Origin of the sequence: Natronocalculus amylovorans (genome assembly GCF_023638035.1) — an archaeon.
In the GTDB taxonomy this organism is placed as follows: Archaea; Halobacteriota; Halobacteria; order Halobacteriales; family Haloferacaceae; genus Natronocalculus; species Natronocalculus amylovorans.
Map to the genome: position 1 here is coordinate 112,361 of NZ_JAKRVX010000006.1, position 24,281 is coordinate 136,641.

Annotated in this window: 26 protein-coding genes, 1 tRNA gene and 1 pseudogene; 10 read left to right on the plus strand and 18 right to left on the minus strand. The window is 52.5% G+C overall.

Going from position 1 to position 24,281, the window contains the following annotated elements:
- The first annotated feature begins 382 nt into the window (after positions 1 to 382).
- Positions 383 to 772: a DUF5820 family protein gene (locus AArcSt2_RS13380; RefSeq protein WP_174654042.1), complete on the plus strand. Its 390-nt coding sequence runs from the start codon at positions 383 to 385 to the stop codon at positions 770 to 772.
- Between the two features lie 47 nt (positions 773 to 819).
- A complete protein-coding gene (locus AArcSt2_RS13385; RefSeq protein ID WP_174654041.1) occupies positions 820 to 1,269 on the plus strand; it encodes a UPF0179 family protein in 450 nt (149 codons plus the stop codon).
- A gap of 10 nt (positions 1,270 to 1,279) precedes the next feature.
- On the opposite strand, the gene AArcSt2_RS13390 is transcribed toward AArcSt2_RS13385, so the two are convergent.
- On the minus strand, positions 1,280 to 2,083 hold the full coding sequence (locus AArcSt2_RS13390) for a M14 family metallopeptidase (RefSeq protein ID WP_174654040.1): 804 nt from the start codon (positions 2,081 to 2,083) through the stop codon (positions 1,280 to 1,282).
- Positions 2,084 to 2,184: 101 nt separating this feature from the next.
- Positions 2,185 to 2,670 (minus strand): DUF309 domain-containing protein, encoded by a 486-nt coding sequence (locus AArcSt2_RS13395; RefSeq protein WP_174654039.1) that lies wholly within the window; start codon positions 2,668 to 2,670, stop codon positions 2,185 to 2,187.
- A 105-nt stretch (positions 2,671 to 2,775) separates the two neighbouring features.
- Between AArcSt2_RS13395 and AArcSt2_RS13400 the strand changes: the two genes are divergently transcribed.
- From AArcSt2_RS13400 to AArcSt2_RS13415, 4 genes are all read left to right on the plus strand, one after another.
- A tRNA-Leu gene (locus tag AArcSt2_RS13400) sits at positions 2,776 to 2,859 on the plus strand.
- An 81-nt stretch (positions 2,860 to 2,940) separates the two neighbouring features.
- Positions 2,941 to 3,150: a hypothetical protein gene (locus tag AArcSt2_RS13405; protein ID WP_174654038.1), complete on the plus strand. Its 210-nt coding sequence runs from the start codon at positions 2,941 to 2,943 to the stop codon at positions 3,148 to 3,150.
- 105 nt (positions 3,151 to 3,255) lie between these two features.
- On the plus strand, positions 3,256 to 3,651 hold the full coding sequence (locus tag AArcSt2_RS13410; protein ID WP_174654037.1) for a winged helix-turn-helix domain-containing protein: 396 nt from the start codon (positions 3,256 to 3,258) through the stop codon (positions 3,649 to 3,651).
- 45 nt (positions 3,652 to 3,696) lie between these two features.
- Positions 3,697 to 4,302, plus strand: a complete 606-nt coding sequence (locus tag AArcSt2_RS13415) for a class I SAM-dependent methyltransferase (RefSeq protein WP_250585312.1) — start codon at positions 3,697 to 3,699, stop codon at positions 4,300 to 4,302.
- On the opposite strand, the gene AArcSt2_RS13420 is transcribed toward AArcSt2_RS13415, so the two are convergent.
- Positions 4,303 to 4,578 (minus strand): zinc ribbon domain-containing protein, encoded by a 276-nt coding sequence (locus tag AArcSt2_RS13420; protein WP_174654035.1) that lies wholly within the window; start codon positions 4,576 to 4,578, stop codon positions 4,303 to 4,305. It lies immediately after the preceding gene.
- Positions 4,579 to 4,659: 81 nt separating this feature from the next.
- Between AArcSt2_RS13420 and AArcSt2_RS13425 the strand changes: the two genes are divergently transcribed.
- Together AArcSt2_RS13425 and AArcSt2_RS13430 are read left to right on the plus strand one after the other, a co-directional pair.
- Positions 4,660 to 5,916 (plus strand): hypothetical protein, encoded by a 1,257-nt coding sequence (locus AArcSt2_RS13425; protein WP_250585314.1) that lies wholly within the window; start codon positions 4,660 to 4,662, stop codon positions 5,914 to 5,916.
- Between the two features lie 64 nt (positions 5,917 to 5,980).
- Positions 5,981 to 6,211, plus strand: a complete 231-nt coding sequence (locus AArcSt2_RS13430; RefSeq protein ID WP_174654628.1) for a DUF7385 family protein — start codon at positions 5,981 to 5,983, stop codon at positions 6,209 to 6,211.
- Here AArcSt2_RS13430 and AArcSt2_RS13435 read toward each other — a convergent pair.
- From AArcSt2_RS13435 to rqcH, 4 genes are read right to left on the minus strand one after another with little or no spacing between them, the layout of a single operon-like run.
- Positions 6,195 to 6,770: a DUF8215 family protein gene (locus AArcSt2_RS13435; RefSeq protein WP_174654033.1), complete on the minus strand. Its 576-nt coding sequence runs from the start codon at positions 6,768 to 6,770 to the stop codon at positions 6,195 to 6,197. The genes AArcSt2_RS13430 and AArcSt2_RS13435 overlap by 17 nt on opposite strands.
- Before the next feature lie 12 nt (positions 6,771 to 6,782).
- Positions 6,783 to 7,850, minus strand: a complete 1,068-nt coding sequence (locus AArcSt2_RS13440; RefSeq protein WP_250585318.1) for an mRNA surveillance protein pelota — start codon at positions 7,848 to 7,850, stop codon at positions 6,783 to 6,785.
- Positions 7,851 to 7,908: 58 nt separating this feature from the next.
- Positions 7,909 to 8,937, minus strand: a complete 1,029-nt coding sequence (locus AArcSt2_RS13445) for a DUF4013 domain-containing protein (protein ID WP_250585320.1) — start codon at positions 8,935 to 8,937, stop codon at positions 7,909 to 7,911.
- Positions 8,938 to 8,997: 60 nt separating this feature from the next.
- Entirely contained in the window at positions 8,998 to 11,133 is a 2,136-nt protein-coding gene (gene rqcH / locus AArcSt2_RS13450; protein ID WP_250585322.1) for a ribosome rescue protein RqcH, read from the minus strand.
- A 95-nt stretch (positions 11,134 to 11,228) separates the two neighbouring features.
- Here rqcH and AArcSt2_RS13455 point away from each other — a divergent pair, with 95 nt between their 5' ends.
- The gene (locus AArcSt2_RS13455) at positions 11,229 to 12,035 is read left to right on the plus strand and encodes a ZIP family metal transporter (RefSeq protein WP_250585324.1); all 807 of its coding nucleotides are present in this window, start codon (positions 11,229 to 11,231) and stop codon (positions 12,033 to 12,035) included.
- A gap of 31 nt (positions 12,036 to 12,066) precedes the next feature.
- Here AArcSt2_RS13455 and AArcSt2_RS16850 read toward each other — a convergent pair.
- From AArcSt2_RS16850 to AArcSt2_RS13515, 11 genes and pseudogenes are all read right to left on the minus strand, one after another.
- Positions 12,067 to 12,516, minus strand: a pseudogene (locus AArcSt2_RS16850) (SHOCT domain-containing protein).
- A gap of 54 nt (positions 12,517 to 12,570) precedes the next feature.
- Positions 12,571 to 12,909 (minus strand): CBS domain-containing protein, encoded by a 339-nt coding sequence (locus AArcSt2_RS13470; protein ID WP_250585328.1) that lies wholly within the window; start codon positions 12,907 to 12,909, stop codon positions 12,571 to 12,573.
- 104 nt (positions 12,910 to 13,013) lie between these two features.
- On the minus strand, positions 13,014 to 14,678 hold the full coding sequence (locus AArcSt2_RS13475) for a tRNA uridine(34) 5-carboxymethylaminomethyl modification radical SAM/GNAT enzyme Elp3 (protein WP_250585330.1): 1,665 nt from the start codon (positions 14,676 to 14,678) through the stop codon (positions 13,014 to 13,016).
- A 74-nt stretch (positions 14,679 to 14,752) separates the two neighbouring features.
- Positions 14,753 to 16,822 carry a DHH family phosphoesterase gene (locus tag AArcSt2_RS13480; RefSeq protein WP_250585332.1) on the minus strand — a complete coding sequence of 690 codons (2,070 nt, stop codon included), beginning with the start codon at positions 16,820 to 16,822 and terminating at the stop codon, positions 14,753 to 14,755.
- Between the two features lie 53 nt (positions 16,823 to 16,875).
- Complete coding sequence (locus AArcSt2_RS13485; RefSeq protein ID WP_250585334.1) at positions 16,876 to 17,496, minus strand: YIP1 family protein; 621 nt, start codon at positions 17,494 to 17,496, stop codon at positions 16,876 to 16,878.
- A gap of 61 nt (positions 17,497 to 17,557) precedes the next feature.
- Positions 17,558 to 18,145 (minus strand): thymidine kinase, encoded by a 588-nt coding sequence (locus AArcSt2_RS13490; RefSeq protein WP_174654023.1) that lies wholly within the window; start codon positions 18,143 to 18,145, stop codon positions 17,558 to 17,560.
- Between the two features lie 70 nt (positions 18,146 to 18,215).
- Positions 18,216 to 19,229, minus strand: coding sequence for an amidohydrolase family protein (locus AArcSt2_RS13495; RefSeq protein WP_250585336.1), 1,014 nt, complete (start codon positions 19,227 to 19,229; stop codon positions 18,216 to 18,218).
- 70 nt (positions 19,230 to 19,299) lie between these two features.
- Positions 19,300 to 20,529 (minus strand): HD domain-containing protein, encoded by a 1,230-nt coding sequence (locus AArcSt2_RS13500; RefSeq protein WP_250585338.1) that lies wholly within the window; start codon positions 20,527 to 20,529, stop codon positions 19,300 to 19,302.
- A gap of 43 nt (positions 20,530 to 20,572) precedes the next feature.
- Entirely contained in the window at positions 20,573 to 21,757 is a 1,185-nt protein-coding gene (locus AArcSt2_RS13505) for an HD domain-containing protein (RefSeq protein ID WP_174654020.1), read from the minus strand.
- A 51-nt stretch (positions 21,758 to 21,808) separates the two neighbouring features.
- On the minus strand, positions 21,809 to 22,387 hold the full coding sequence (locus tag AArcSt2_RS13510) for a magnesium transporter (RefSeq protein ID WP_174654019.1): 579 nt from the start codon (positions 22,385 to 22,387) through the stop codon (positions 21,809 to 21,811).
- Complete coding sequence (locus AArcSt2_RS13515) at positions 22,387 to 22,959, minus strand: magnesium transporter (RefSeq protein WP_250585341.1); 573 nt, start codon at positions 22,957 to 22,959, stop codon at positions 22,387 to 22,389. The genes AArcSt2_RS13510 and AArcSt2_RS13515 overlap by 1 nt, the downstream gene beginning before the upstream one ends.
- 111 nt (positions 22,960 to 23,070) lie before the next feature.
- Between AArcSt2_RS13515 and AArcSt2_RS13520 the strand changes: the two genes are divergently transcribed.
- A complete protein-coding gene (locus tag AArcSt2_RS13520; RefSeq protein ID WP_174654017.1) occupies positions 23,071 to 24,279 on the plus strand; it encodes a potassium channel family protein in 1,209 nt (402 codons plus the stop codon).
- The last annotated feature ends 2 nt before the right edge of the window (positions 24,280 to 24,281 follow it).

The window sequence follows — 24,281 nt, forward strand, 5'->3', positions numbered from 1 at the left end:
TAAGTCGTGGCATGTGTATGCATACCACTCTTAGCGCGATCGCCGATCGTCATCGACGACAGAGACTTCAAGAACCAGCAGGGGAACGCGCGGGGAGCGGGTGGTATACTCGGTTTATGAACCGAGGCTATTTACACTATGTGAATTTTATACATAAATACTTTTCCCTGATTCAACGTAATATAGTGACAAGACACGCAGACGTAGTGGCAGTGTTATCTGATAACATAACAGTATTTTCAGCACCGTTTAAATACTTGGTGTGAAATCAACGGATATATTGGGTTCAGTATCGCTGAACATCTGAAACAGTCTAGCGTTTTGATCGGTTTGGGCGGGAGTGAACGCGGTGGCTTTGTATCCGGCCAGCAAACAACCATGTATGGATACTGATGCACTTCCCGACGCATGGGGTGTCTGGAATGCGGAACCAGAGGGGCGAATTATTCTCGCATATCGACCAGACGTATTCAATTCCGCCGATTTTGACGCCGCGTGCTTGCCAACAATCTATGTGACGAACGGCTCTCCACGCCGTCGTCCGGGTGCGGGGTCAGTTGAAACGGACACATGGAGAGTCATTCTCTTTGTCGAGCCGGACGTGGAGGTGAGTCAATCGACGTTTGACTCGCGCGACGCCGCGATCGACGAGGCAGTCGTGCAGGCAACCAAATTTGCGGAGGGAGAGATTGCGTATCGCTCAGCCTATCAGGTGCCTCGCGAGGAGTATCTCGACATGTTAGATGAACTAACCGGACGAGAGACTGTGTAGCCGCGACGGACGAACAACTTAACGGACCCACCTGCGTAAGGCTGGGTATGTCCACTGTCACACTCATTGGAACACGGCTTGCAGAAATCGGACAAGAGTTCGTTTACAACGGTGAAGCCACCGGTTGTGAAGGGTGTCCGTACCGGAGTCAGTGTCTTAATCTTACGGAAGGAAAGCGCTACCGGGTTACAGAGATACGAAAAAACGCACAGACGCTCGACTGTGCAGTTCACGACACGGGTGTCCGCGCGGTTGAGGTTGAGCCCGCAGCAGTGCTGGCTAACGTCCCATCACGCGGCGCGTATGCTGGAAGCAAAGCAACTCTGGAAGGGCCATGTCCACACGTGGAGTGTCCAAGTCACGAATACTGTGTCCCCGACGGTGCACAATTTGATACGGAGTACCGAATTGCAGAAATAAAGGGGGATCCACCCCATGAGCACTGCTATCTTGATCGATCGCTTACGCTTGTGGAGCTATCAAGCGACGATGCATAACGAAGCGTCGTTACTCGACAGTCCCGACTTTTTTCGACACGTAGCCGAAGATTGATTCATACCCGTTTGGTGAGAGCAACACCGGATAGAATGATTTTTCGGCGACAATCTCATCGTCATCTGCCCGTGCGAACGCTTCACCAGCGTCGACCTTCGTGAAATTCTCCGCAAGGACATCGTATCGTTCTGCCTCCGGTTTTGGAATCGGTCCCTCAAGACGGAATACTGAGACCTCATCCCGCTCTGGAGCGTCTAATCGCGTCTCGTCTTTGTCCTGTCGAAGCACGCCAGTGGCAACAAGGAACGCACGGACAAGCTCGTAGCCATTATCCGCAGCATCAGCAGTTCCCTGTAGACCACACTCAACTTCAATCGTGTGTGGGTATTCGATGAGCCGCCCATCCGTGTGTTCGTCAGTTTCGATCACGACATTAACTGGAAGGCGTGGGTAGATCGCTCGAGCAACCTCATCGAAGGATTTGATCACGCCGATCGGATCTGCATACGACTGTGTTGAGTGCAACGCAAGTGTTGTACAGTCTTGAATCTCCCTTGCGAGATCGTACGCGAGTCGATTTTCATGAAGGTCCGCATCAGGATCTCCCGGAAATGCCCGATTCAGATCGGTATCAAGATACCGTACACCCGCTTCAAGTGCCTCTTCGTTGGCAATAATAAATTTGACTGGTCGCTCTACGGATGGTTCCTCTGCGAGAAGGCGATTGATTGCGATCGGCCCGCACGGTTCGTCACCGTGAATACCGCCGACAACCGCAACCTCGGGTTTCCCGTCCCCGAGTTCGATTACCTGCATATACAGATACAAGTAGCCGGTCCATTTGAGCAATCCGGTCTGTGTTTGATTGCGATTATAAAAGTGTAAGCTTCGATTTTGCTTCCCACGTACTCTATATACTAGTGATCGAGCTGTTCAGCATACGCATAATCGGACGGGTACGCTGTCGGCGTATGGCCGTCGAGTGTCAGTTTCCACTCATCAAGTACTGTTGGGTCATCGAGTGCGGTCGACAGTGTCGACCGGATGTCTGTGAGATCAACACCGTAGAAATCTGCAGGCAGGCCGTATAAATACTGCAGTGCGGTGGTAAACAACGATCGCATCCCGTCATCATTTTTAAAGTCGACGTGTTTGTAGACGCCGGCAGCGACCTGAACCATGCCATGAAGGAATGCGCTTTCCGGTGTTCCGGAGCCGTAATTATACCACTCATCCTCGAAACAGTCGTGTGATTCGTGGAATGCACCATCGTTGAAGAGCCGAATACCGTGTTCAGTCGCGCGGCGCAGTGTCGCGTGTTCCCATTGGCGTCGATCGGCACACCAGCCAGTCGGAGAGCCAAGTGGCGGGGCAACGCTTGGGTCACGGGTGTGCTCGTCCATACAGAAAGATGTGTACGGGGCAGGGTAACTCCATCGGAGCCCACTGCGTGAAATGGAGCCGATCCGGAACGTTTTATGCGATCGGCCGCAGACAAGAGAGTGCGTGCGAGGGTAGCCAAGCCCGGAAACGGCGGCGGACTCAAGATCCGCTCCTGTAGAGGTCCGTGGGTTCAAATCCCTCCCCTCGCATGTAGACGCACCACAGTGCGTCCATGCGGAAGACGCTCTCGGAGCGCTCTTCCCTCGCAAAACTTCTTAAAAAACTACACTGTGAGCGATCGCTCCATCAAACGCGAAGCAGATACACCAGAATATATATCGATCGCATCTGAACAGCAACCAACAATGGTCACCAGTACAAGAGAGCAGTTCATCGCGATCATGGCTGCCCTTTGGTTTCTCTTAGACATCGTCTTGCTAACGATCGGTGCCTGGCCGACGAGTCTCCTTTGCGAGTTTGATATTGTGTGTCTCCCGTAGTAATCTGTGACATTTACTCGCAAGGGAGTATATAAACCACCACTATATTTTGGGCGATACTATCCATCGATTGGCCTCTATCTCTTAGATATGATGCAGACGGGTATGGAGTCACGATCGGCGACTGATGAACTTGTTGACAATGGATCTCGCGAACCAAACGATACATTACAAACGGTGTTGGAGCTACTTTCAGACCCCGACTGCCGGCTGCTCCTTGGAGCCGCATCCGAACCACGAACGACTAGCGAGCTAGCCGATGTCTGTGATGTTCCACTCTCGACGGCATACCGAAAAGTCGATCGGCTAAGCGAGACACCACTGTTGTCCGAACAGCTCCGATTCTGCTCGGATGGAGATCATGCCTCCGAATATGTGTGTACGGTTGACGAGTTGAATATTGGTGTCATAGGCAACGGTGTAGAAGTCACTGTCAAACCAACAGAGCAGCATGAAGAATCCCCATCGATGTTCTCTGTAACCCCAATCTCTGCAGATTAACGGCGCTGTCCAAACACCCATGCCTATAGCAGCCGTACAGCAGGTATGGATCGAAATCGGATTCGAGAGTCGTGGGACCAACTCTCGGACACGTACGCCAAAAGTCGCAACCCGGATGGAAACGATGCTGCACTCATCACAACTTGTTTTGGAGACCTTCCACCTGATGCAGTTGTCCTTGATATTGGGTGTGGAGATGGCCGTCGAACGCTGTCAAACCTCACACACGTCCAGTCCGTTGGTCTCGATATCTCCCGATCAGGGCTTGTATTAGCTGCCGATGCAGTCCCTTCAGCGAGACTTCTCCAAGGAGAGATGACGGCACTCCCGCTCAAAAGCGACTGTGTTGACGCAATCACGGCGTACCATTCAGTTTTCCACGTCCCAAGAACAGAACATTCCAACGTATACCACGAGTTTGCCCGAGTGTTAGCCCCCGGCGGCGGGCTACTGATGACCGTTGGGACTGGCCGATATCAAACGGTTCGATCGAACTGGCTCAACAGTGGCCGTTCAATGTTCTTCAGTACGCCGGGAAAACAACAAACAATCGACCAGCTCAAAACGGCAGGATTCGAGGTCCAATGGGAGCGTGTTGTTGATGACCCGCTTGGAAGTTCAGCGCTGTTTGTGTTTGCAACGGTAGCCTGATTATACTTCGATTCCGGCTTTTCGATCGATATATGCGGTATACCCACCAAAAACCATCGCGAGTCCACAGACTGCAAACAGTGCGCCAATCAATCGACCGAGGCCAACTGAGAACAGCGCGATCGGGACTCCAAAGAGCAGACAGAACAACCCGAACACAACAACACCCACGAGTAAGAGGTTCGACGGCTGGACCGTTTTACACTCCTGACAGATTTTGGCTGCGTGTGGGATATCCGTCCCGCAGTTAGTACACCGTTTTCGTGGCCCTGACACAAACGCACTTACTTAGGCATCTTATTTACGTTCGTCGGGACCGGCCCGAATGTTCTTATCGATTGAGTGTGAGCTTCGAATATGAGCGTCACAGCCAACACGGATCAGCTTTCCGAGCCTGCGGTGTTGGCACATACGAAACAGCGGCTGTTTCCTGAGATTTCCGAGGGGAGCTACGTTGTCACCGATACACAGTTCGCAGCAGAGACATGGAACGCAGGCATCCCGATCAAACCCCAAATTCACGAGATACTATCGCCGTTTAATCACGTCGAACTCGGCAGTGGCTATCCGGATTTAGTTGGCGTTGGTAGTGTTGATCCTGAACTGCTCGCAGTCGATCGATTTGGTCAAACCCCACCACTGATTGCGGTGGAAGCAAAAGGCTACACCGCATCTGGAACGGTTGATACCGAGCGTGGTATTGTGCAAGCACACGATCGGCTGTCGGCAGCAAACGTTGCATACATGGCAGCGCCGAGTGAGGCAATCACACAAACCGATCGGGTGCTTGCACGAAATCTCAATGTTGGCGTCCTAGCTGTTTCTGCAAGCGGATCCGTCACATTGTTTGAAGCCCCACGGGTTGTTGGCAATCAATCAACCGATGCCGCATCTGCGATCCGGTTTCAGGCAAGTGCCCAAGGTGTCACGGACAACTCGTTCTCGCTCAACCATCCAAAAAACTATCTTGGGTATCCGATCGCATTGGCAGCTGACGGTGATACCGATGCGTTGCTCAAACAGTATCAGATTGTGAATGCAACCGCACAAGCAAGGCGAGGTGCGTCACATCTCAATCTTATTGACACATCGCTCGGCCACGCTCGGTTGACACCACTTGGCAAAGAGGTAGTTCGGTTTGCCGTTCGACAGTCTGGATCGATCGACGCTGCCCTTTCGGAGTTTGAGTCGTGGTATCGCTCCCGAAAGCGCTTCTGTGAGCTTGCGCCTGCATGGGGAGAGCTGGCCCGACGGGTGTTATTTGCATACCGTGGGACGACACTAATCATCGAAGAGTTACAACAAATGCATACGGATGGGTTCACTGAACTCTCACTTACCGAGTTTGTTTCGTATCTTCACACACTTCACCCCACATTTACTATTGAATTATTCATTAAGGGAACAGAAGCGGCTCGAAGGCGGGTACTTACCCCTGAGGGTAATATTCGACGGGCTGGCCTCAAAGATGGCGAGGTATATCACTCACCAACAGTATTTCAGCTCAAAGCGATGCTGTATCATGCCGGATTTCTCACCGACCGGGGACGTGAACCACACCGATTAGATCCGCAGACTGATGTGTGGGCGCTTTGTGAGCCGATCACTGTTTGATTCTGTCGCTGGGAAGCGAATGTTTTTGCATACGTGATGAGTGTGTTGTACTACCATGGACGAGATGGATACACCACAAGAGCTTGTGAGCTATCTCACACCACGAGAGAACAACGAGATGATGTCAACATATCAGAATACGACCGCGATCGCATGTCCGGCGTGTTCGGAGCCGTTTGATTATCTTATTGTGTGTAAACAGGATCCGACAAGCCTCTCGCTTTCAGAAGTGATGGACCTCTGTGTGAGTACCGGTGACAATGGAAATCCCTTCTTATTCACGCACCGCGAGTGAACCGCGGGAGAGATGCCATCAACACTCCGGTAATCACCACTGGAAACAAGATTGCAAACAGAAGCGACTGGTTTGCATCCCAGCCATAGGCACCAGCATACGTACCGGCGATGAGTGCAGTGTTATATACCACAAACCGAACTGGAACCGACGAGAAGTTTCCGTATCCGGGATACTCACCGACATCGACGTACTTCCCGCGGAACAGTGCTAACCAGAACGCCCCGAACCCAACTGCGGTGAGCCCTGCAAACGAGATGCCATCAATGGAAAAGAAGGGCGTATAGATCAACACCACGAGCCCCGGTGTGCCGAGGAACGACAGTTCAACACCGCTATTAAACAGGTATTCGAGCCACCGCTCCATCCGCATCGTAAACGATCGCGTTGATTCTGTTTGCCCGTCCTCCCGTGGCGCTCCAGTATATCCGTCCTCTGGGTTCGGCGTATCATTCCCTTCTCGCATCGCCCACAGATCGTCCTCTGTTGGTAGGTCTTCGGGGTCAAGCCACTCACGATCGCGCTCATCGCCGTGTCGCTGATTGCTACGTTCAGACATGGGTTATATCACTTATTGAAGCCGATATCGGAGAATTGCGGCAATGCCGCCGAGATTCCCCAGTTGCCGTCCTGGTTGGAACTCCGCGGAGAACACAGTCACTGACCCACCCTGCTGTTCGACTGATTCGATGATTTCATTAACATCATGTTCCCATTCACCATCGCCAAGTCGCTCTTTCCGGAGTCGTTCGTCCAATAGCAGTAGTGTGTCGATCGCACCAAACTCCGCAGCCTCTTTGACAGCTTCGATACCGTATGCTGCTTTTGCGCCGTCTGCAATCTCTCGCATCAACGTATCAATGAACTCTGCTTCACGGGCAATTCGGGTTTCGGCCTGAATCTCATCAACAGCACCACGTTTCAGTACTTCGTGCACACCACGATCGCCGGCGCTGGAGGTGTCTACAACGGTGAGCTTTTCAATGATTTCCCTTGAATTCTCTGCAATGTAGTCTCGTGCATCCTGTTTGGTAAACCCCGGGCCAGCAAGGATAATTGCGTCTGCATCAAGATGCGACAGCGCCTTTGTAAGCTCCGCAAACAGCTCCGATCGTGGTCGAGCGTACTCGCCTTTTCCAGTTGGTCGGGTAAACGACGCGTATTCGTCGGTCCCATACTGTTTGACCAGGTGGATGTATGCCTCACCCTCTTCGATCGTTGCGATCGCAACATCTGGATTTTCTGCGGTCTCTTCGGCTTCTTCGAGCCGATCGAGTTGATCCGGTTTGAAATGTTTCTCGATCGTAATCTCCGCTCGTTGCTCGACATTCAGTGTGTGATGATGACCAAGTTGGTCTTCACGAGAACACCCAACAATAACGCCACCAACACGGAGGCGGTTCGCAAATCGTGCAAACTCCGTATCTTCAACCTCGATTGTGACGCTCATCGGTTCGCGCTGCCCACCGGTGTCACGCATTCGATCGTCATCCCGTTGTATTCGACGGGTTGTGTCACCGGAGACGTGATCGCCCGGCTCCAGAACGTGAGACAGATGCCATAAGTCGTCGACGGTTTCGGGGACAAGCGAAATCCGCTCGCGTCCCTCTTCGCCGCGACCCCGGCTCGTAATTCGCATATGTGGGCCTTTGGCTGACAGCCTTAAACTATTGTCTCTGTCGATCGATCGACAGAGACTACTCAGACCGTTCAGTCTGCTCTGTCGGTGTCTCTGGAAGTGGACCCCATGAAAATCCGTCATCAAGGGTTGGCGTTGTGTCTGTGTTGGCCTTCCGTTCGTTGTCTGGTGACGGGTCGACTAGAGTTGGTCGTTCAAACATACTAAATCCAGCAGCAACCGATCGGCCAACTTGGACTGCAGGGTCTGCTTCAGTTGGTGCTGTATCTGTTGCTGAAAGCGGCGCAATCGTTTGTTCAATCGGTGCTGACACTGCTGTTGCTTTCTCGGAGACGACCTGTTGGCCGAGTGCATTGGATTTGGTGGCTGTACCAAGGGTACGCTGTACACCTGCGCCGATCAGTGCGGCCACCATCACTCGGATACCAAACAGCCCAAGAACACCAACAAGAAGTGCAAACAACGGGACGCCAAACAGTATACCGACTGAAAGCAAGAAAACGGAAAGTATCCAACCCGTTGCAAAATCACCGGTCCCTGCAGTCTTGAGGACGGGTTTGGGGGCGAGTGCACTTCGAAACCGTCCTGTCGTGGCAAACACAGCCTCCGCAGCCGGTCGAACGTAGCTGTATATAAGCAGATACAGAACTGCAGAGAACACCGCAATACCGCTTGAGAGGGCCGTCACTGTTGCACCGACTGAACCAAGGCGTACGCTCTCAAGCGAGAGCAAAAATGCAGTAGTCACCCCAAGTCCAAGCAGTATCACTGCCGGAGTGAGGTAAATAAGCGTGAGGATGACCGATCGAACACCATTTCGTGCCAGTAACCCCCATGAAACAAATGACGGAGCAGCCGATCCACCGTTTGCAGCGGTGTGAATCATTTTGAGCGTATACCCTCGTAGGACGAAGAGCGGAAAGAGGACAACTGGAAGCAGAAACAGTGCTGTCACAGGCGCGAGAACGACTGCGATGAGCCAGCCAATCGGCAGCGCAATGGACAAGAACGTGAGCACGCTTCCGATAATGAGTGTTCCGGCAGCATCGCCTGATCGGAATGGCGTTCCGATCGCAGTACGCAGCATTAGTTCTATACTCTATGGCAGGACTCAAATAACTCCGCTTCACGGTAGCCACCTCTCAGCCTACTCAACGAGTTCGCTGCCACCCGCCGGGAGGAACTCCTGTATAAGATCTGGACTCGCAACTTTTCGAACAAACGACTCATCTGCAAACATCTCTCGAAGCTTTCGGTAACAGATTTTCGCCATATCGTTCTGTGCGTACTTCCCTGGCTGTACTGTCAGGACTGCCTCTGCATGATTTGCAATTGCATCTGTTGGGCCGCCAATGACGCGGGTTTGTGGCTCACATTGAATCCCGACTGCAACCCCAACTGGTGTATCGTTGAAATATGTCCGATCGCCACGAATGACGAACGACCCTTTCTCGACATACTCTCCGCTTTCGGGTGTTTTTGAGACCTGATCCGGCGAAACCATATACACATCATCAGCAAACCGACCATCTTTCCAGACGGATGAGTATGAGACTGCAAACTGCGCTGCCTCAGCAAGCGTCTGTTCTGAAAACTCCACCTCGCGGGCAGGCTCACTTGGGCCAGTTGCTTTGAGGATTGTTGCTGGCGCGCCGTGTGCTTGTGTGTGGAAGAACCGATCGCCCTTGCTCATATATTTTTTCACCAGCTCCTCGTTCTGATCAGCACTCCGTCCACCGATCACGAGATAGCCATCACTTGTGTGGAACCAGCGGAACTTTTCATACCACTGCTCGTTTCGACGAACCGGAATCTGTGGCATCGATCGCCAATCGGTTGGTTCATCCTCACCTTCGCTTGTGTCGCCATCTGAACCACCTTTGGAATCAGAGTCAGCGGCTGCCTCTTTGGCTTCCCATGCATCTCGCTCGGCTTTGACCGCTTCAAGATCCGATCGGGTGTTTTCGATTGCTTTGAGTGCACCCTCTTTTTTTGACTCAATACGCTTTGCTTCGGTGTACAGTTCGTTTGCGTTCTTTTCAACGCCAGTAAGCGCATCAAGCGTGATCGTAGTGTCGTCGATTCTGATGGTTACAGAGCCATTCGAGCCATTCACGTTGACAACTGCTTTTGCGGCATCGATCCCTTGTTCAGCACCGTCTGTGAACGTTTCATCGATCGTATCCCATGGAACACCATCCTCGCGGGCACGCTGGATCGTTTTGAGAATCTCATCAACAAGATCGTACTTGGCGTAGATCAACTCAGCCTTCTCACGTTCAGCATCCGCTTGTTCATCGAACGTGCCGATCGCACCCTCCTGCTGTTCGATAATGCGCTGTTGTTTTGCGATCTCCGCTTCGAAATCCGGCCGGTTCGATCCTGTATTTTGTGGCTGTGACTCCTCTTTCGATCGATCGAGGCGATAGAAGTACGAATCAACGGCGTCATTGAATGAGCTAAACGCCTCACTGTCGAGCCCTTCGTTTTCTCGCTCCTCAAGTGGGAATGGCGTTACATCCACAACCTGCTCGTCTTCGAGGTATATTCGTGGATCAAGTGTCCCAGATCGAAGCTGCGTTGCAAGTTCCTCGATCGCATCGTAGAGCTGGGTATATACTGCTGTCTCTGCGTCCTCGATCGCAAGCTCTTTTTCGATGCCTGCGCGTTCGCAGACCTCCTCTGCGTACAGGCCGCCGAGATTCAACTGTGTGGCAAGCGTCCGGACAACATCGCTTGTTGAGGCATCCATGTTTCGACAGAATGCATCAAAGCTCACTGTCAGAGGGTTGAGCCGAGAGTCCGGGAACTCATACTGTGACCCTGGTGCGACCGTTCGGGATTTCAGTCGCACGGTTTCTAAGCTTTGGACAACTTCGCCTAGTTCGTTCAGAATTGCAATATTGCCCTGTCCGAACAGCTCTGCAACGATCGTGGTATTCTGATCCGTACGTTCAAACTCAAAGACCAAGATTCGATCGAACTCATACTGTGAGACACCCGTAAAGTCAGCACCGCTCAGTCGGTTGCGGAGCATTTTTGCGAAGTTTGGCGGTCGTCCAGGTGCGTCTTCAACGTGGTCTGGGGGTGCAACGTGTGCGCGTTTGATATCGCCAACTTCCATCATGAGTTCGATCCGACCGCGATCGAAGTCACGCATTTTGAGCCGGAGGAGATCATCGCCATAGAGATAGGCTTTATCGACCTTTGACCCCTCGTATCGACCGAGTTCTGTAACGAGGGCAGCGAGATCGATACTTGAGAGTTCCCGCTTTGGATTCATATACACGAATGGTCACGGTGGCAGGAAAAAGACGTGTCGCTCCTACTTTCAGAAGGACCGAAGCCTCTTTTCATATGACTGCAGTTGGTTTGCATATGGTTTCAGTTGGTGAGGTTGCGCTGATTGCGGGGTTAGCAGGCGCAGCAACCGGCCTCGGTGCGATTCCAACGCTGTTTACCGATCGAATTAGTCACCGGATATACGATTCTGCGATCGGGCTTGCAGCGGGCATTATGATCGGTGCTGCAGTTTTTGCACTGATCGTCCCCGGCCTCGAATTCGGAACGCTCACAGAGGTCGTTCTTGGAGTCGTTGTCGGTGCGGTATTTTTGCTCGTGGCGAACCAGTATATTCCGCATGCACACGTCTTTTTTAATGGGTTGCTCAACGGCGGCACAACAGGTGATAAGCGTCGGTATCCCGAGTCAAAACGAGCCGAGGAACTATCAGATGACTCCCGAAAAGCAGCGTTAATCGGTGGGTCGATTACAATTCATAATGTTCCCGAGGGGCTTGCGATCGGAATTGCGTTTGCAAGCGGACTCGACGCAGTGGGAATTGCACTTGCGATTGCGATCGCCGTCCAAAATGTTCCTGACGGATTCGCAATGGCCGTTCCTGCGAGCCGAGCAGGCCTCTCAAAGGCAAAAACAGTAATTGTGACAACGCTTTCAGGAGCGATTCCAGAGCCGATCGCAGCAGTGGTTGGATTCACACTCGTGACGCTTGTGACCGGGATTTTCCCGGTTGCTGCGGGGTTTGCGGCCGGAACTATGATGGCAGTTGTATTCCGTGAGATGATTCCGTCAAGCCACGGTCACGGCTTTGCGGACGAAGCAACGCTGACATTTGTTGTTGGATTCGTAATTATGCTCATTGTTGATGTCGGCCTTGCGGTGTGACATCCTCCTCGCAGAAAGATAGGCGATGCTGTTAGTTTCGATCAGTTTCGTACGATTGAGAGCGTGTATAGCTGTCTTCAACATCTTCGAGTGTCTCTGTTTCGAGTAGTCGCGCTACTTTTCGCTCAAACTGTTCATCGGAGAGTTCTCCAGCCGCGTATCGACGGCGTAGTGTTTCAAGCGGGGTCTCAGCATGTGAGATATCTTTGTCTGTGTCAGTATCAGTATCAGAGTCAGCTGTTGACGCAGTATCGGTGTCCTACCAGTCACCATCAGCCGAGCCCCACCAGTCGGTCCGATCATCGTCATCACCATACAGTAACGCGATGAGTGGGACGACGACGATATAGCCGAACAGGAGGAATCCAAGCCACCATCCGACCCCAGCGAATAGTGCTGCCATCCATATACCGGTCACAACAACTGCCGCTATCTCGGTGGCATTGTTTCGGAGTCGTTCCTGCGGGGTTTCAGCAGCCATACGTGGGACTCCTGTATGGATCGTAAAAATGGTATCTGTTTCGAGAGTAACTGATTATGTTAGCTGCGCTGCGACATCTGTTGACGAGACCATGCCAACATAGTCATCATCGACCACCGGGAGATGTTTAATACCGTAGTTGATCATCATTGCAGCAACCTCCTCCATAAATAGATCTGGAGTCACCGTCTCGACATTTGTGGTCATAATTTCGGAGACCGGCGTTTCAGAGACGTCGTCACCGTTTGCAACGCTATCGAGCACATCTGTACTCGTTACGATCGCTCGAGACGTTGTCGTCACGACAAGTGCATTGATATCTTTTTCTCGCATGATTTGTGCTGCCTCCCTAACGGTTGCCGTAGGAGCAATTGTAACCAGAGGTGCAGACATAATGTCTTTTACTCGGGTTCGAGTGCTGTTTGCCATACTCTCTTTTTAGATGCAACTCTTATTGGTGTTACTATTGTTTGTACCAAAACTGACAAGAGTGCTGGCTAGAATCGCTTGCTCACGTATGGGCCATCCTGATGATAGCCCAGTTTCTTCCGGTAGTATTCTCTGACGCCAATGCCGGAAATAACACTGATCTTGTCATATCCTGCCGCTTGGGAAAGCTCTTCTGCGTGCGCGAGCAGTTTTCGCCCGTAGCCTTTGTGTTGCCATTCCTTCTCGCCACTCTCTTGACCGATTCCCGCTTCACTCCCGTACACGTGCAGTTCACGAACGATCGCCGCGTCCTGCAGTTCGGCTCGCACCGGATTGTTCGGGAACCGAAGCCGACAGAAGCCAATGAGCAGATCACGAACCGGATCTTCGAAACTGATAAAGTGTTCGGTCCCACCGCAGACGTCATACTTCATTACGTCAAGTTCGATCGCGTCCGGATCCGGATCCTCCTCGTTCATGCCGACCTCACGCGCACGAATATCTCTGATCTCAATTCCTCGCTCTGCTGCTCGTTGTTCTGCGAGCTGTCGGAGGTTCGATTTCCAAACACCTGCATCGATGAAGTCCGCAGGGATATCACGCTGGACGCGCTGGAGTCGAGTGTATTTTGGAATCTTCCCCATCGCCTCTGCGACAATATCTGCTGCTTCTTCGTTCGTGAGCGGATCGTACTCGCCACGATACCAGTCATCGTAGACGATCGTTCCCCGAACGACAAGCGTTGGGTAGATTTTCAGATAATCAGGACGCCAATCATCATTTTCGAATAGCTGACGGAAGTCCTCGATACACATCTCACGGGTCATTCCCGGCTGTCCGGGCATCATGTGGAACCCAACCTTGAATCCGGAGTCCCGAAGCCGTTGGTTTGCATCCACTGATGCCTGTGTGCCGTGTCCTCGGTGCATCTCACGATTAATCCGTTCGTACGTGGTTTGGACACCGACCTCGACTTTTGTCCCACCGAGATCTAACATTCGATCGATCTGTTCGGGATCACACCAATCGGGTTTCGTCTCGAACGTCGTTCCAATATTTCGGATCTCGTTCGTCTCGTTTTCGGCGATCACGTCCTCTAGATATTTGAACGCATACTCATCCTGCGGTTGCGCGAAGCTCACTTCCTCTGCGGGCTGTGGATCTGCATCGAGGTCGTAATCGTTCATTGCCTCCAATGCCCGTTTGACGAACCACTCTTGATAATCATGGCTTCGTGCGGTCATCGTGCCACCCATCAAGATGAGCTCTGCTTTATCAACGGGGTGGCCGATCTGTCGGAGTTGGTGCAGCCGAAGCGTCACCTGTCCGTATGGATCGTACTCGTTCTGTTTGCCTCGTGCTGCGGCAGGCTCATGACCGGTGTAGCTCTGCGAAGAGGAGAACTCGCTTGCAGGGCCCCCCGGACAGTAGAGACACTTGCCGTGCGGACACATCTCCGGAGAGGTCATGATTGCGATCGGTGAGACGCCGGATGCCGTTCGAACCGGCTTCCGTCGGACAACCTCTTTGACCTCTTCTCTTCGGTCGGATGGTGCAAAATTCAAAAGCTCCGTATTCTTCGGCACTTTTGGCGACGAGTATTCTGAACAGACCGAAAGCTTCGCTGATTCGAGATCATCACGTTCGATCTCGCCCGAAAGAATCCCCTCTACGAGCGATTGACACGCACTCTCGAATGCGGATGATGTCTCCGCGTCAGCCTCCGAACTCATTACCACAGTATCACCGCGTTTCGCGGATAAGCGTGTCGCTCGACGGTTGTTGAATGAACGAGAAGCGACAGGTCTTAGGAGAGCTGTGCTGCGATCGCGTCTAAGACTGCTTCAGAGACTTGGTCTCTGCGGCCCGACAGGAATTCAATGCGCCCCTCTCGAACACCGAGTGCAGTGACATCTGCATCACCGACTTCAACTGCAGTGTCGGAGGCGACCGCACGAATATCGACTCTGTCGGTGCTTCGGATGAACAGCTCATCCATTCCGACACCGATCGTCACAAATGGCCCCTCGTCGCGTTCACGGCGATGGATCTCATCGAGGAGCAATCCTGTTGGCGGGAAGTCAAACCGGTGCGTGTATGCATCCGTATCAAGCACGGCAAGTGTGACACCGTCGCGTTCTTCGGTCTCAAGATGTGCGATCGCGGTCTCGAACTCCGTCTCGAGTTTGACATCGAACTGTTCTGCAATGTGATCTGCAAGTCCACCTGCATCCTCAAACAAGAGGTCAGTTACAAGTTCGCGCTTGTCCTGATAGGATTGGTAGTACGCTTCGAGTGCGATCGCGGCACGGAGGTTCGCGACCCGTTCGTCATCATAACCGAGCGAGTCTGCAAGTTCGGTGTACGCCTGCGGCGTATCTTCCCAATAGCTGATTGCAGGAAGATGGCCAACATCGTCGCGCACATCCTCGTTGATTGCAGCTGCGACGTTTGCTGCGAGCGACCCGGTGGATGGATTCCGGTCATCTGCGCTGTTCTTATCGGGCGTTACAAGCAGATCTGCGGCGTCAAGAATACCGCTATCGACTGCGCCTGCATCAATCACGAGGCGCTCTGCACCGTAGATTCCGAGAAGCCCAAGTCCGTCTTCGGACTCAACAGTGCTTGCAGTGCCAAGGAAGATGAAAAGCGGGATCTTCTCGTCGTGTCGATCGCGGTCCTGAAGCATTCGTGTTGCATCGTTCGTTGCTGCGTCCATTCCGTAGACGGAGTCATCGAGCGGTCGGCGTGTGAAGTAGTGGTATTCTGCGTCCGATCGGGCGTGTTCCTCTCGAATGAGTGGAAGCACTGCATGTTCGAGCGCTGCGCCAGCCACGTAACCGTCTGCACTTGCGCCGTGGCGAACCACGATCGGACGTGATTCGAGCACCGCAGTTCGAATGACCTCCGCAGCATCAAGCAGCCCTTCTGCAACGCTGACAACGGTCTCGTTATCTGCAAGCGGTTTGAGCGCCTCTGGACGTGCTCGATCCGATAGTGCATCCGAGAGACGGGTCTGAACCTCTGTTTGCTCATTACTTTCGAGTGCAACGAGCGCTTCTGTCTCGACTTGGAGATCGCCACGACGCATTTCAACCTCACCATCAAGCCGAACGATCGAATCAACATCAATGTCCGGGTATGCACGGACACCTGGTTCGACAAACGCAGCGCAATCTACGACACCAGTCTCGTCACGGAGTTCAAACACAGTTGGACCACCAGTTTGACGAGCGCTAACGATTTCTCCTTCAAGTCGGACTGTCTCACCAACCCGATCGCTCAGTGAGTCAACGGTGACACGATCAAGTTGACCCGGCTCTGGTTCCGGCTCGGATTCGTCTTGTCCGTCAGCTGTGTTGGCCGGTGCCGTTGATTGCGGTTCCGGTTCCGGTTCTGGCTCTGACTCAGACGGTTGTTCTTTCTCTTCTTGTACTGACGTAGCTGATTCTGATTCTGATTCACTTGCCTCAGATTCCTCGTCTGCATCCTCAAACTCTTCAGGAAGATACTCTTTTGTCCCATCCTGAATGAGTGCGCCACGGAACTCCCGGTTGCTTTGGCGGATCGACCACCCAAGATCAATATTTCCGTTATCACGGACATTTTTCACCTGCACGCAGACAGTGTCGCCTGGTTCCCAATCAAGGCTTTCGAGCCTTCGATCAAGTTCACTTCGGTGAAGCAGCCCTGTAACGCCGGGTGCGATGTCGATGAAGACGCCAAAGTCGGCGTAGCCGTCGACAACGCCTCGATAGAAGCGCCCAGAACGGAGTTGGTTTGCATGATTTCCTCTAAATTCAAAAACGACGTCCTCCTGATGGCTGTCACAAATGTGACCGTCGACAGGAGTACCACAAATGATACACGAACCCATTTGATAAGACTGAATGGTTCCGCCCTAAAACTGTTGTCGAAACTCCCGCGAGATCAAACACCGAGCAATTCGATCGTTGCAGTCGCTGCTGCAGTACCTCCAAACGCCCACCCAAACACGATCGTAGCGGGCAAAAACCCGACGACTGCAGCCAGTCGAGTCGAAATAGTATGAACCGTTGAGAGCCCAATTACAAGCAAAACGACTGCATACCCCACCACAAATAGTTGGATTGGAGAGAACGGAATCCACGCAAGCGCGCATGGAGCCGTAGCATACGCAATCACCTGCACCGTCTCACTTACACCAGCCCGATCGTCGACCGTCAACATAAGGATCACCGTCTGGATCGCTGCGACCAAGTGCAGGCCTAATGGTGCGATGAACACTGCCGTAAGTAACACCACAAGAAACCCAGAGAGTGCAATACTGTCACCGAGAATCGGGAACCACCCATCTTCACCAAGAATTGAGAGCGGCGACACAGCCAGCGTTCCGATCGTGTATATCACTGCAACCGTGACGATGAACGTCAGTCCTGGCTCCTGATCACCCGGTGCAACCCCCTCAGAAAAAAACGATCGAGGTGCAACGAGTGTTCCAGCCCATGCACGCGCCATTCCCGCCGGTCCACGGTCTCGTCCTTCCCGTGGCGATTGTACCCACGTAGTCACAAGTCAGTGTACGGATGCGACCGATTTGATCGTTCCGTTCTCTATCAACCAAATAAGTCTGTTAGTCGCGACGGACGGTGTGACACTGTCGACAGCGGGCCTCATAGCTCTCTTCAGCACCAACCAAAATTGTAGGGTCGTCAACGTGTGCTGGCTCACCTTCGATAAGTCGTTGGGTTCGGGTTGCTGGCTCGCCACAGACTGTACAGATTGCATGCAGTTTATCCACATATTCTGCTGCGGCGAGCAGTTGTGGTATCGGATCAAATGGCTCACCCCGGAAGGTTCGGTCGAGTCCGGAGACAATAACCCGCCGCCCATCGTCCGCAAGTGACTCACACAGTGTCACTAAATCGCCTTCGAAAAAATTCCCCTCATCGATCGCAACGACTTCTTCGCCGTTCAGTGCAGTTTGTGCTTGTTCAAGCACGTCAGCTTCAGGATCAATGAGCGTGGCCTCCCACTGGCGGCCATCATGTGAGCCGATCGTTGTCTCACCATATCGATCGTCAATAGACGGTTTGAACACTGCAACCTCTTGATCTGCAATCTCTGCGCGGCGAAGCCGACGAATTAACTCCTCGGTTTTGCCGGAGAACATCGAGCCAGAGATGACCTCGATCCAACCAGAGCGGGTAATGGCATGCATAGTAGAGTGGGCATATCCCGGTATGGAAAACAGTTCCTCTTTGACTGTATCTGGCTCCCAATGACAATAACTAGAGAATGACGCGTTTGATATCCGAATGCCCTGCGCGCCGAACAACCGCTCGGACGGGATCTTTGGCGTAGCAAAGGTTGTCCGAGTCGCCGTCTAGTTCAAGCAGCTTTGCGTCTCGACCTGGTTCAATGAGGCCACAGTTTAGCCCTGCAATTTCTGCGCCATTCCTGGTTGCCATTGCAAGAATCTCTTCATCAGGAAGATCGCTCAGTTTTGCGGCAAACTCCATTTCACGGAACATTGATGGACTATTTGTCATTGCATTGTCTGTCCCTAATGCCACCGTGGTTCGCTTTGCCAGCTCACGAATTGGTGGCACACCGACGTTTGTGACGAGGTTCGATCGTGGGCAAATAACGACTGGAACATGCATGTCCGCAACTCGCTCAAGATGGAGCGACTCAGCATGGACCATATGGACAATGAAGTCGGGACTCAGATCCAATGCCGGATGAATGTCGGTTGGATCGCGTTCGCCAGTGTGGATTCCAAATAGCTTTCCAGCACGGCGGGTTGCATTCCGCAGTTGATCGAAATCACCGTCTCTTGCGCCGGAGGCCCCAAACCCATCCGCTCGCTGCATTGCGGCTTCGCTCTCTCGACCAAGAATAACAGGATCGATCTCACGGTGTTTTGCGGCCTCGTACATCATCTCGACACCATCAACGTCGCCCTCCCGGAATTCGATGAAGGCTGCAGTGCCGGTTTGCTCCATGAACTGGAGCGATCGACCCATCGCTTTGATTTTCGTCTCCCGTGGCGTGCTCCGAAGGAGTCGATGTTTCAGCCCATCCGGTGGTGCAACAAGCTCATCAAGCGAGAGGCCAGCGCCTGCCTCTTTCGCGATTGAATCACCAAGATGTGTGTGTGCATTCACGAATGCAGGGAGCACAATCGAATCCGAGCCGGTCTCCGTTTCTTCGATCTCTTGGATGGTTCCATCCTCGATGAGTACCCGACCCTCCACTGGCTCAAAATCAGGCCCGACAAGCACCGTTCCCTCAATGTTCATACAGTGGTGTCGCATTGGGGGGGTTTGAACCCCACGAAGCAGTGTCGAAACGCCTGTTATGTATTGGGAATTACTCCTCAAACTCATCTACGCGGGCTTGCACGCCGTGGTGCCGTACTTCGCTAATGAGCCCGTGATCACTGTCGATGCCCAGCTCTTCTGCAGCAACCCGCCCAACCCGATCGCGGTCTTCTGAGCGTGTGTACACTCCCAATCGCCACTGTTCTCGCTGTGCCATCCGAAGCGTGTTTACCAACGGCGATTGCTGGCCAAGGTTTCGGATTTCTCCGTTCACCAGTACACGAGTTGTTGATTCTTTGATCGACGGACGAGCCGGGATATCAATAATAACGTCTGCGACCGGTAGCCCACACCGATCGGCGATTGTTGATTCAAGATTGCTAATTTCGTCGTGGTCTGCGCGGAATAGCGAGTTTGGGACATCATGAATCTCAGTCCAAAGTGCTCGCTTGAGCAGTTTTCGGTGATCATATCGTTCTGCAAACGACTGTGTCTCTGGATCCATCCGCAGTGCAACAAGCAGATCATGATCGTCCATTCGTCGAAGTTGCTCTGGCGTAATATCCGGTGCATCAAGCAGCCGTTCGCTTGCTCTTCGGAGCATCGCCTTGCTAATTCTAGCTACCGGATGCGTGTACACTGTTGGGTTCATTAATGCCCGTGCGAGGAGCAGGCTCTCTGCAGTTTGTACGTTTCCCTCATCGAGGACTAGCTCATCATTAACGAATCGGAGTTCTCGAAGCAACCGTTCAGTGTCAATTGTGCCGTACGGAACGCCCGTGTGGTGGGCATCGCGGATGAGGTAGTCCATCCGATCGACATCAAGTTCACCGGAAACCAGTTGCCCATATTTCCCGTCACCACGAATGAGGTCTGCAATGTATGCGGGATCCAGATCGTATTCTCGAAGAACTGAGCCGACAGTACCTGTTGAGAGCAACTCTTCAACATCATCATGGTATTTTCCGGTGTACCGGTGGGTGAGTGTCTCGATGTTATGGCTGAACGGCCCATGACCGATATCGTGAAGAATTGCCGCTGCGGTGATCCGATCGGCGTGTTTGCCACCGATGTCCAGATGCGTGAGTGCACGATTTGCGAGATGATAGACTCCAAGGCTGTGTTCAAATCGCGTGTGATTCGCGGATGGATAGACGAGTTGGACTGTTCCGAGCTGTTTGATATGGCGAAGCCGCTGTACTTCGGGTGTATCGAGGAGGGCTTCAGCCACGCCTGTAACGTCAATATGGTCATGTACGCTATCTTTAATCGTGGCCATTATTTGGAACTCAACCCTGTTTGGATAAAAAGCGTTGGATGAACTATGTTTGAATCCCAAAACAATCACGCGCTGCCGATCGAACCGACTCTACTGCAGTTGCAGGTGCATAAACACCCAGTCGCCACTGTGAGCGCTCTGCGGATCGGAGCGCACTAACCAGTTCTGAGGCATCTTCTAAATGCTGCACAACACCACCGACAACAACCTGCGTTGCCGACTCTTTTAGCCGCGGGCGAGATGGAATATCAACAACCACCTCGGTCTCTTCGACACCTGCTGCGGCAGCTATTTCGCGAGCAGCCTCGCGCTCATCGCTTCGATCAAACTCCATCAGGCCTGCAGGAACTGCCTCAACGCCTGCCCAGACTGCACGTTTGTAGAGCTGTCGGCGCTCAATCCGACGACCCAGCTTCGGGACCTGTTCGTGGAGTGCAACCAAGAGATCATGATCGGCCATCCGTTGGAACTGCTCGATCGAAACAGCTTGCTCAGCGAGTAATTGCTCACACGCTCGCGCTAACATTGCCCCCGCAATCCGAGAGACATGATGTCGGTAGACGATCCCGTTCATCATCGCACGGGCGAGGAGAAGGCTCTCTGCGGTTTGGACGTTCCCTTCTGCTAACACGAGTTCACCGTCGATGAGCCTGAGTTCTCGAATCAGCCGCCCGTGATCGATCGTTCCGTATGGTACACCGGTGTGATGGGCGTCTCTCACGAGGTAATCCATCCGATCAACGTCCAGTTCACCGGATACCAACTGCCCCAACTCCCCATCTCCACGAACAAGTGCGGCGACACGGGCTGGATCAATGTCGTGTCTTGAAAAGACATCAGGGACAGTCGTTTCCGAATCGGCTGCAAACGGATCACCGTTGGTGAGCAACCACTCTATCTCGTCATGGTCGCGGCCGGTATGTCGATGAATGAGCCCCTCTGTTTGGTGTCCGTAGGGTCCATGTCCAATATCGTGCAGCAGTGCAGCCGCTCGCACGTGTTTCGATCGGTCCGCATCAATATCGAGTTGATCGAGTGCCTGTGTTGCGAGGTGATAGACGCCTAAACTATGCTCAAAACGCGTATGATTCGCAGATGGGTAGACGAGGCGGACCGTAGAGAGCTGTTTAATATGGCGGAGGCGTTGAAACTCAACCGTATCAAGCAACTCCTGTGCAAGCGGGTTGAGCGTGATGTAATCGTGGACACTATCCTTGATTGCAGCCATTACTATCGTTTTTGAGGGCCCACGCAAAAATAATCCGAGTTTGGCTGTTAGCTACAGTCCAAGGACGATCGCTGACACACCAATGAAGATCACCATTCCAAACACGTCGACGACGTTTGTGACAATTGGAATCGTTGTATCATCCGGATCAATTCCCAGACGGTAGGAGGCATAGGTTGCGGCGAAACTGAAGACGATCGCAATCACCGCAACAGACATCCCGCTGATCAGTGAGATTGTGAGCAGCGTCACGAGTGGCAGTCCAAATCCAAGGAACGCACCGAGGAGGTATGCGCCAACCGCAAGTGCGGTGAAGATCGTCGCAGCAAGTGCGAGGATTGCAGCTACGTTTGCCCAAAGTACCTTATCTTTCGGATCAAGCTCTGTTGTTCCCAAATGGAACCGTGTCGAGAGTCGAGAGCTTAAGATCGCACCAAGATTACCGCCCATATCAACCATTGTTGGGACCATGACCGCGAGAATCCCATACTCATTGAGCATCTCCTCTGCATCTTCAAGCGTAATTCCTGCAATCAACACGATCGCACAGAGGACGACCAGCAACGGGAACATATTGGAGACAATCTTTTTTGTCTCCCATGAGCCGAGCGAGCCGGATGGGACCATCATTAGACCATCACCGCCTCAACAATACCAATCGAGAACAGGAGGAACAACATTCCGAAGATGTCACCAAGTGTCGTAACGATCGGACCAACAAGGTTGTCCGGATCATAGCCATATTTATATCCTGCAAATATGAGTGCCAGCAACCCGAAAATAAGGACAAACGAGGTCAACACACCGGCAATAAACATAATTGCAACAAACTCAATCAGTGCTGCAGACTCCCAGCCTAAAATGAACAGCGCAAGCCACGTTAAAATACCAATAACGATCGAAATTCCAATACCATTAATAAAAGATGCAAGAACTGCGTTAACCAGCCGCTCGCTTTTTTCGAATTCCGGTGGAATCAATCCCTGGTGAAGTCCGCTTGAGATTCGGCCACCAAGTGCGCCGTACACGTTCCCACGGGTTGCGAGAAATACGGGAACCATGACAAGTAAGCCGGGGAATCGCTCAACACTTTCTAAGATGCCTTCGAGAACAAGTCCTGCAAATAATCCGCCGCCGAGTGCGATCAACAAAATTGGAAGCGCTTCACGGTATATCGAAGCGAATTCATCCCGGATGGGCATGTTACAGATTGACTGAGTTTTAATATTAAACTTACCGAGACCTATTTTTGCGTTGTATTAGTCGTGTTTTCGGCAGGAAACCTTTTTTAATAGGAATGATTCGTATTGGCCATGAATATGTTCGACGGTGAACCGACACCAGTGCGGATTAAATACGAACCGACGAACGTCAAAGACGTCCTGGTAGAAATGAAAGATACTGCGGAGCTGTTGATCGATCTTGCGTACTCCGCGGTGTTGCACCGAAACAAGGATTTGGCCACGGAAGTGCTCCGGCTTGAGGCACGGATGGACGTCCTTGAGATGCGCGCACAGATGGCGATTATGATGGCTGCCCGAAGCCCAGACGATGCCGAGCAGTTAGTTCCTGTGATGGGGATCGTCTCTGCAGCAGACATGATTAGCGATGCTGCCGGTGACATTGCCAAGATTGTCCTTGACGATATTGGGCTCCCAGAAGCAATGCGAGCAGTGATTCCAGAAGCAACCGAAACGCTCGTTCAGGGCGCTGTTTCTGAAGACTCATCGTACGCTGGACGCACACTCAAAAACATTGATCTCGAATCCGTAACTGGTGTTCGTGTGATCGCAATCCGCCGAGATGACGAATGGATCCTCAACCCAGGACCTCGAACGCGCATCAAAACGGGGGATGTTTTATTCCTTCGAGGTCCGGAAATCGGAATCCCGGATGTATATGAAACGATTACAGGGAGGGCCTACGATCGACCAGAAGTAGACACACCGGATATTGAGGATCTCGAACGTGCAGTCAACACAATACTCCATATGAAGAACCTCTCTGAATTCGCAGTCGATCTCGCATACAGCAGCGTGCTATTCAACAGCGAAGGGCTGGCTGAAGAGGTTCGAAATATCGAGGTTGAAGTTGACGCGCTCGAATCACGGTTCGAAGCATGGACGCTACAGGCTGCTGCAGATGCACCAGCTCCGGTCGCACTTCGCGGGCTCATTCACCTTGGCCGTGCGACTGAGGTAATCAGTGACGCTGCAGTCGATATCAGTGATGGTGTGATCAGAGATATTGGCGTCCACCCAGTGATTCAGATGGCTGTTGAAGAGAGTGATGAAATTATCACCCGAATCGAGGTTGAGCCAGGGAGCGATCTTGATGGTGCAAGCGTTGTCGCGGGTGTCCCAGACACAGACGTAACGATGTCGATCATCGCAATCAGACGACCTGCGGACGGATGGATTCTTGTTGGTGACGCTGATGCGACAATACACAGCGGTGATGTCCTTATTGCAAAAGGAACCCGAACCGCAGCGGACGGCTTCACCGACCTCTCGATCGCGTAATA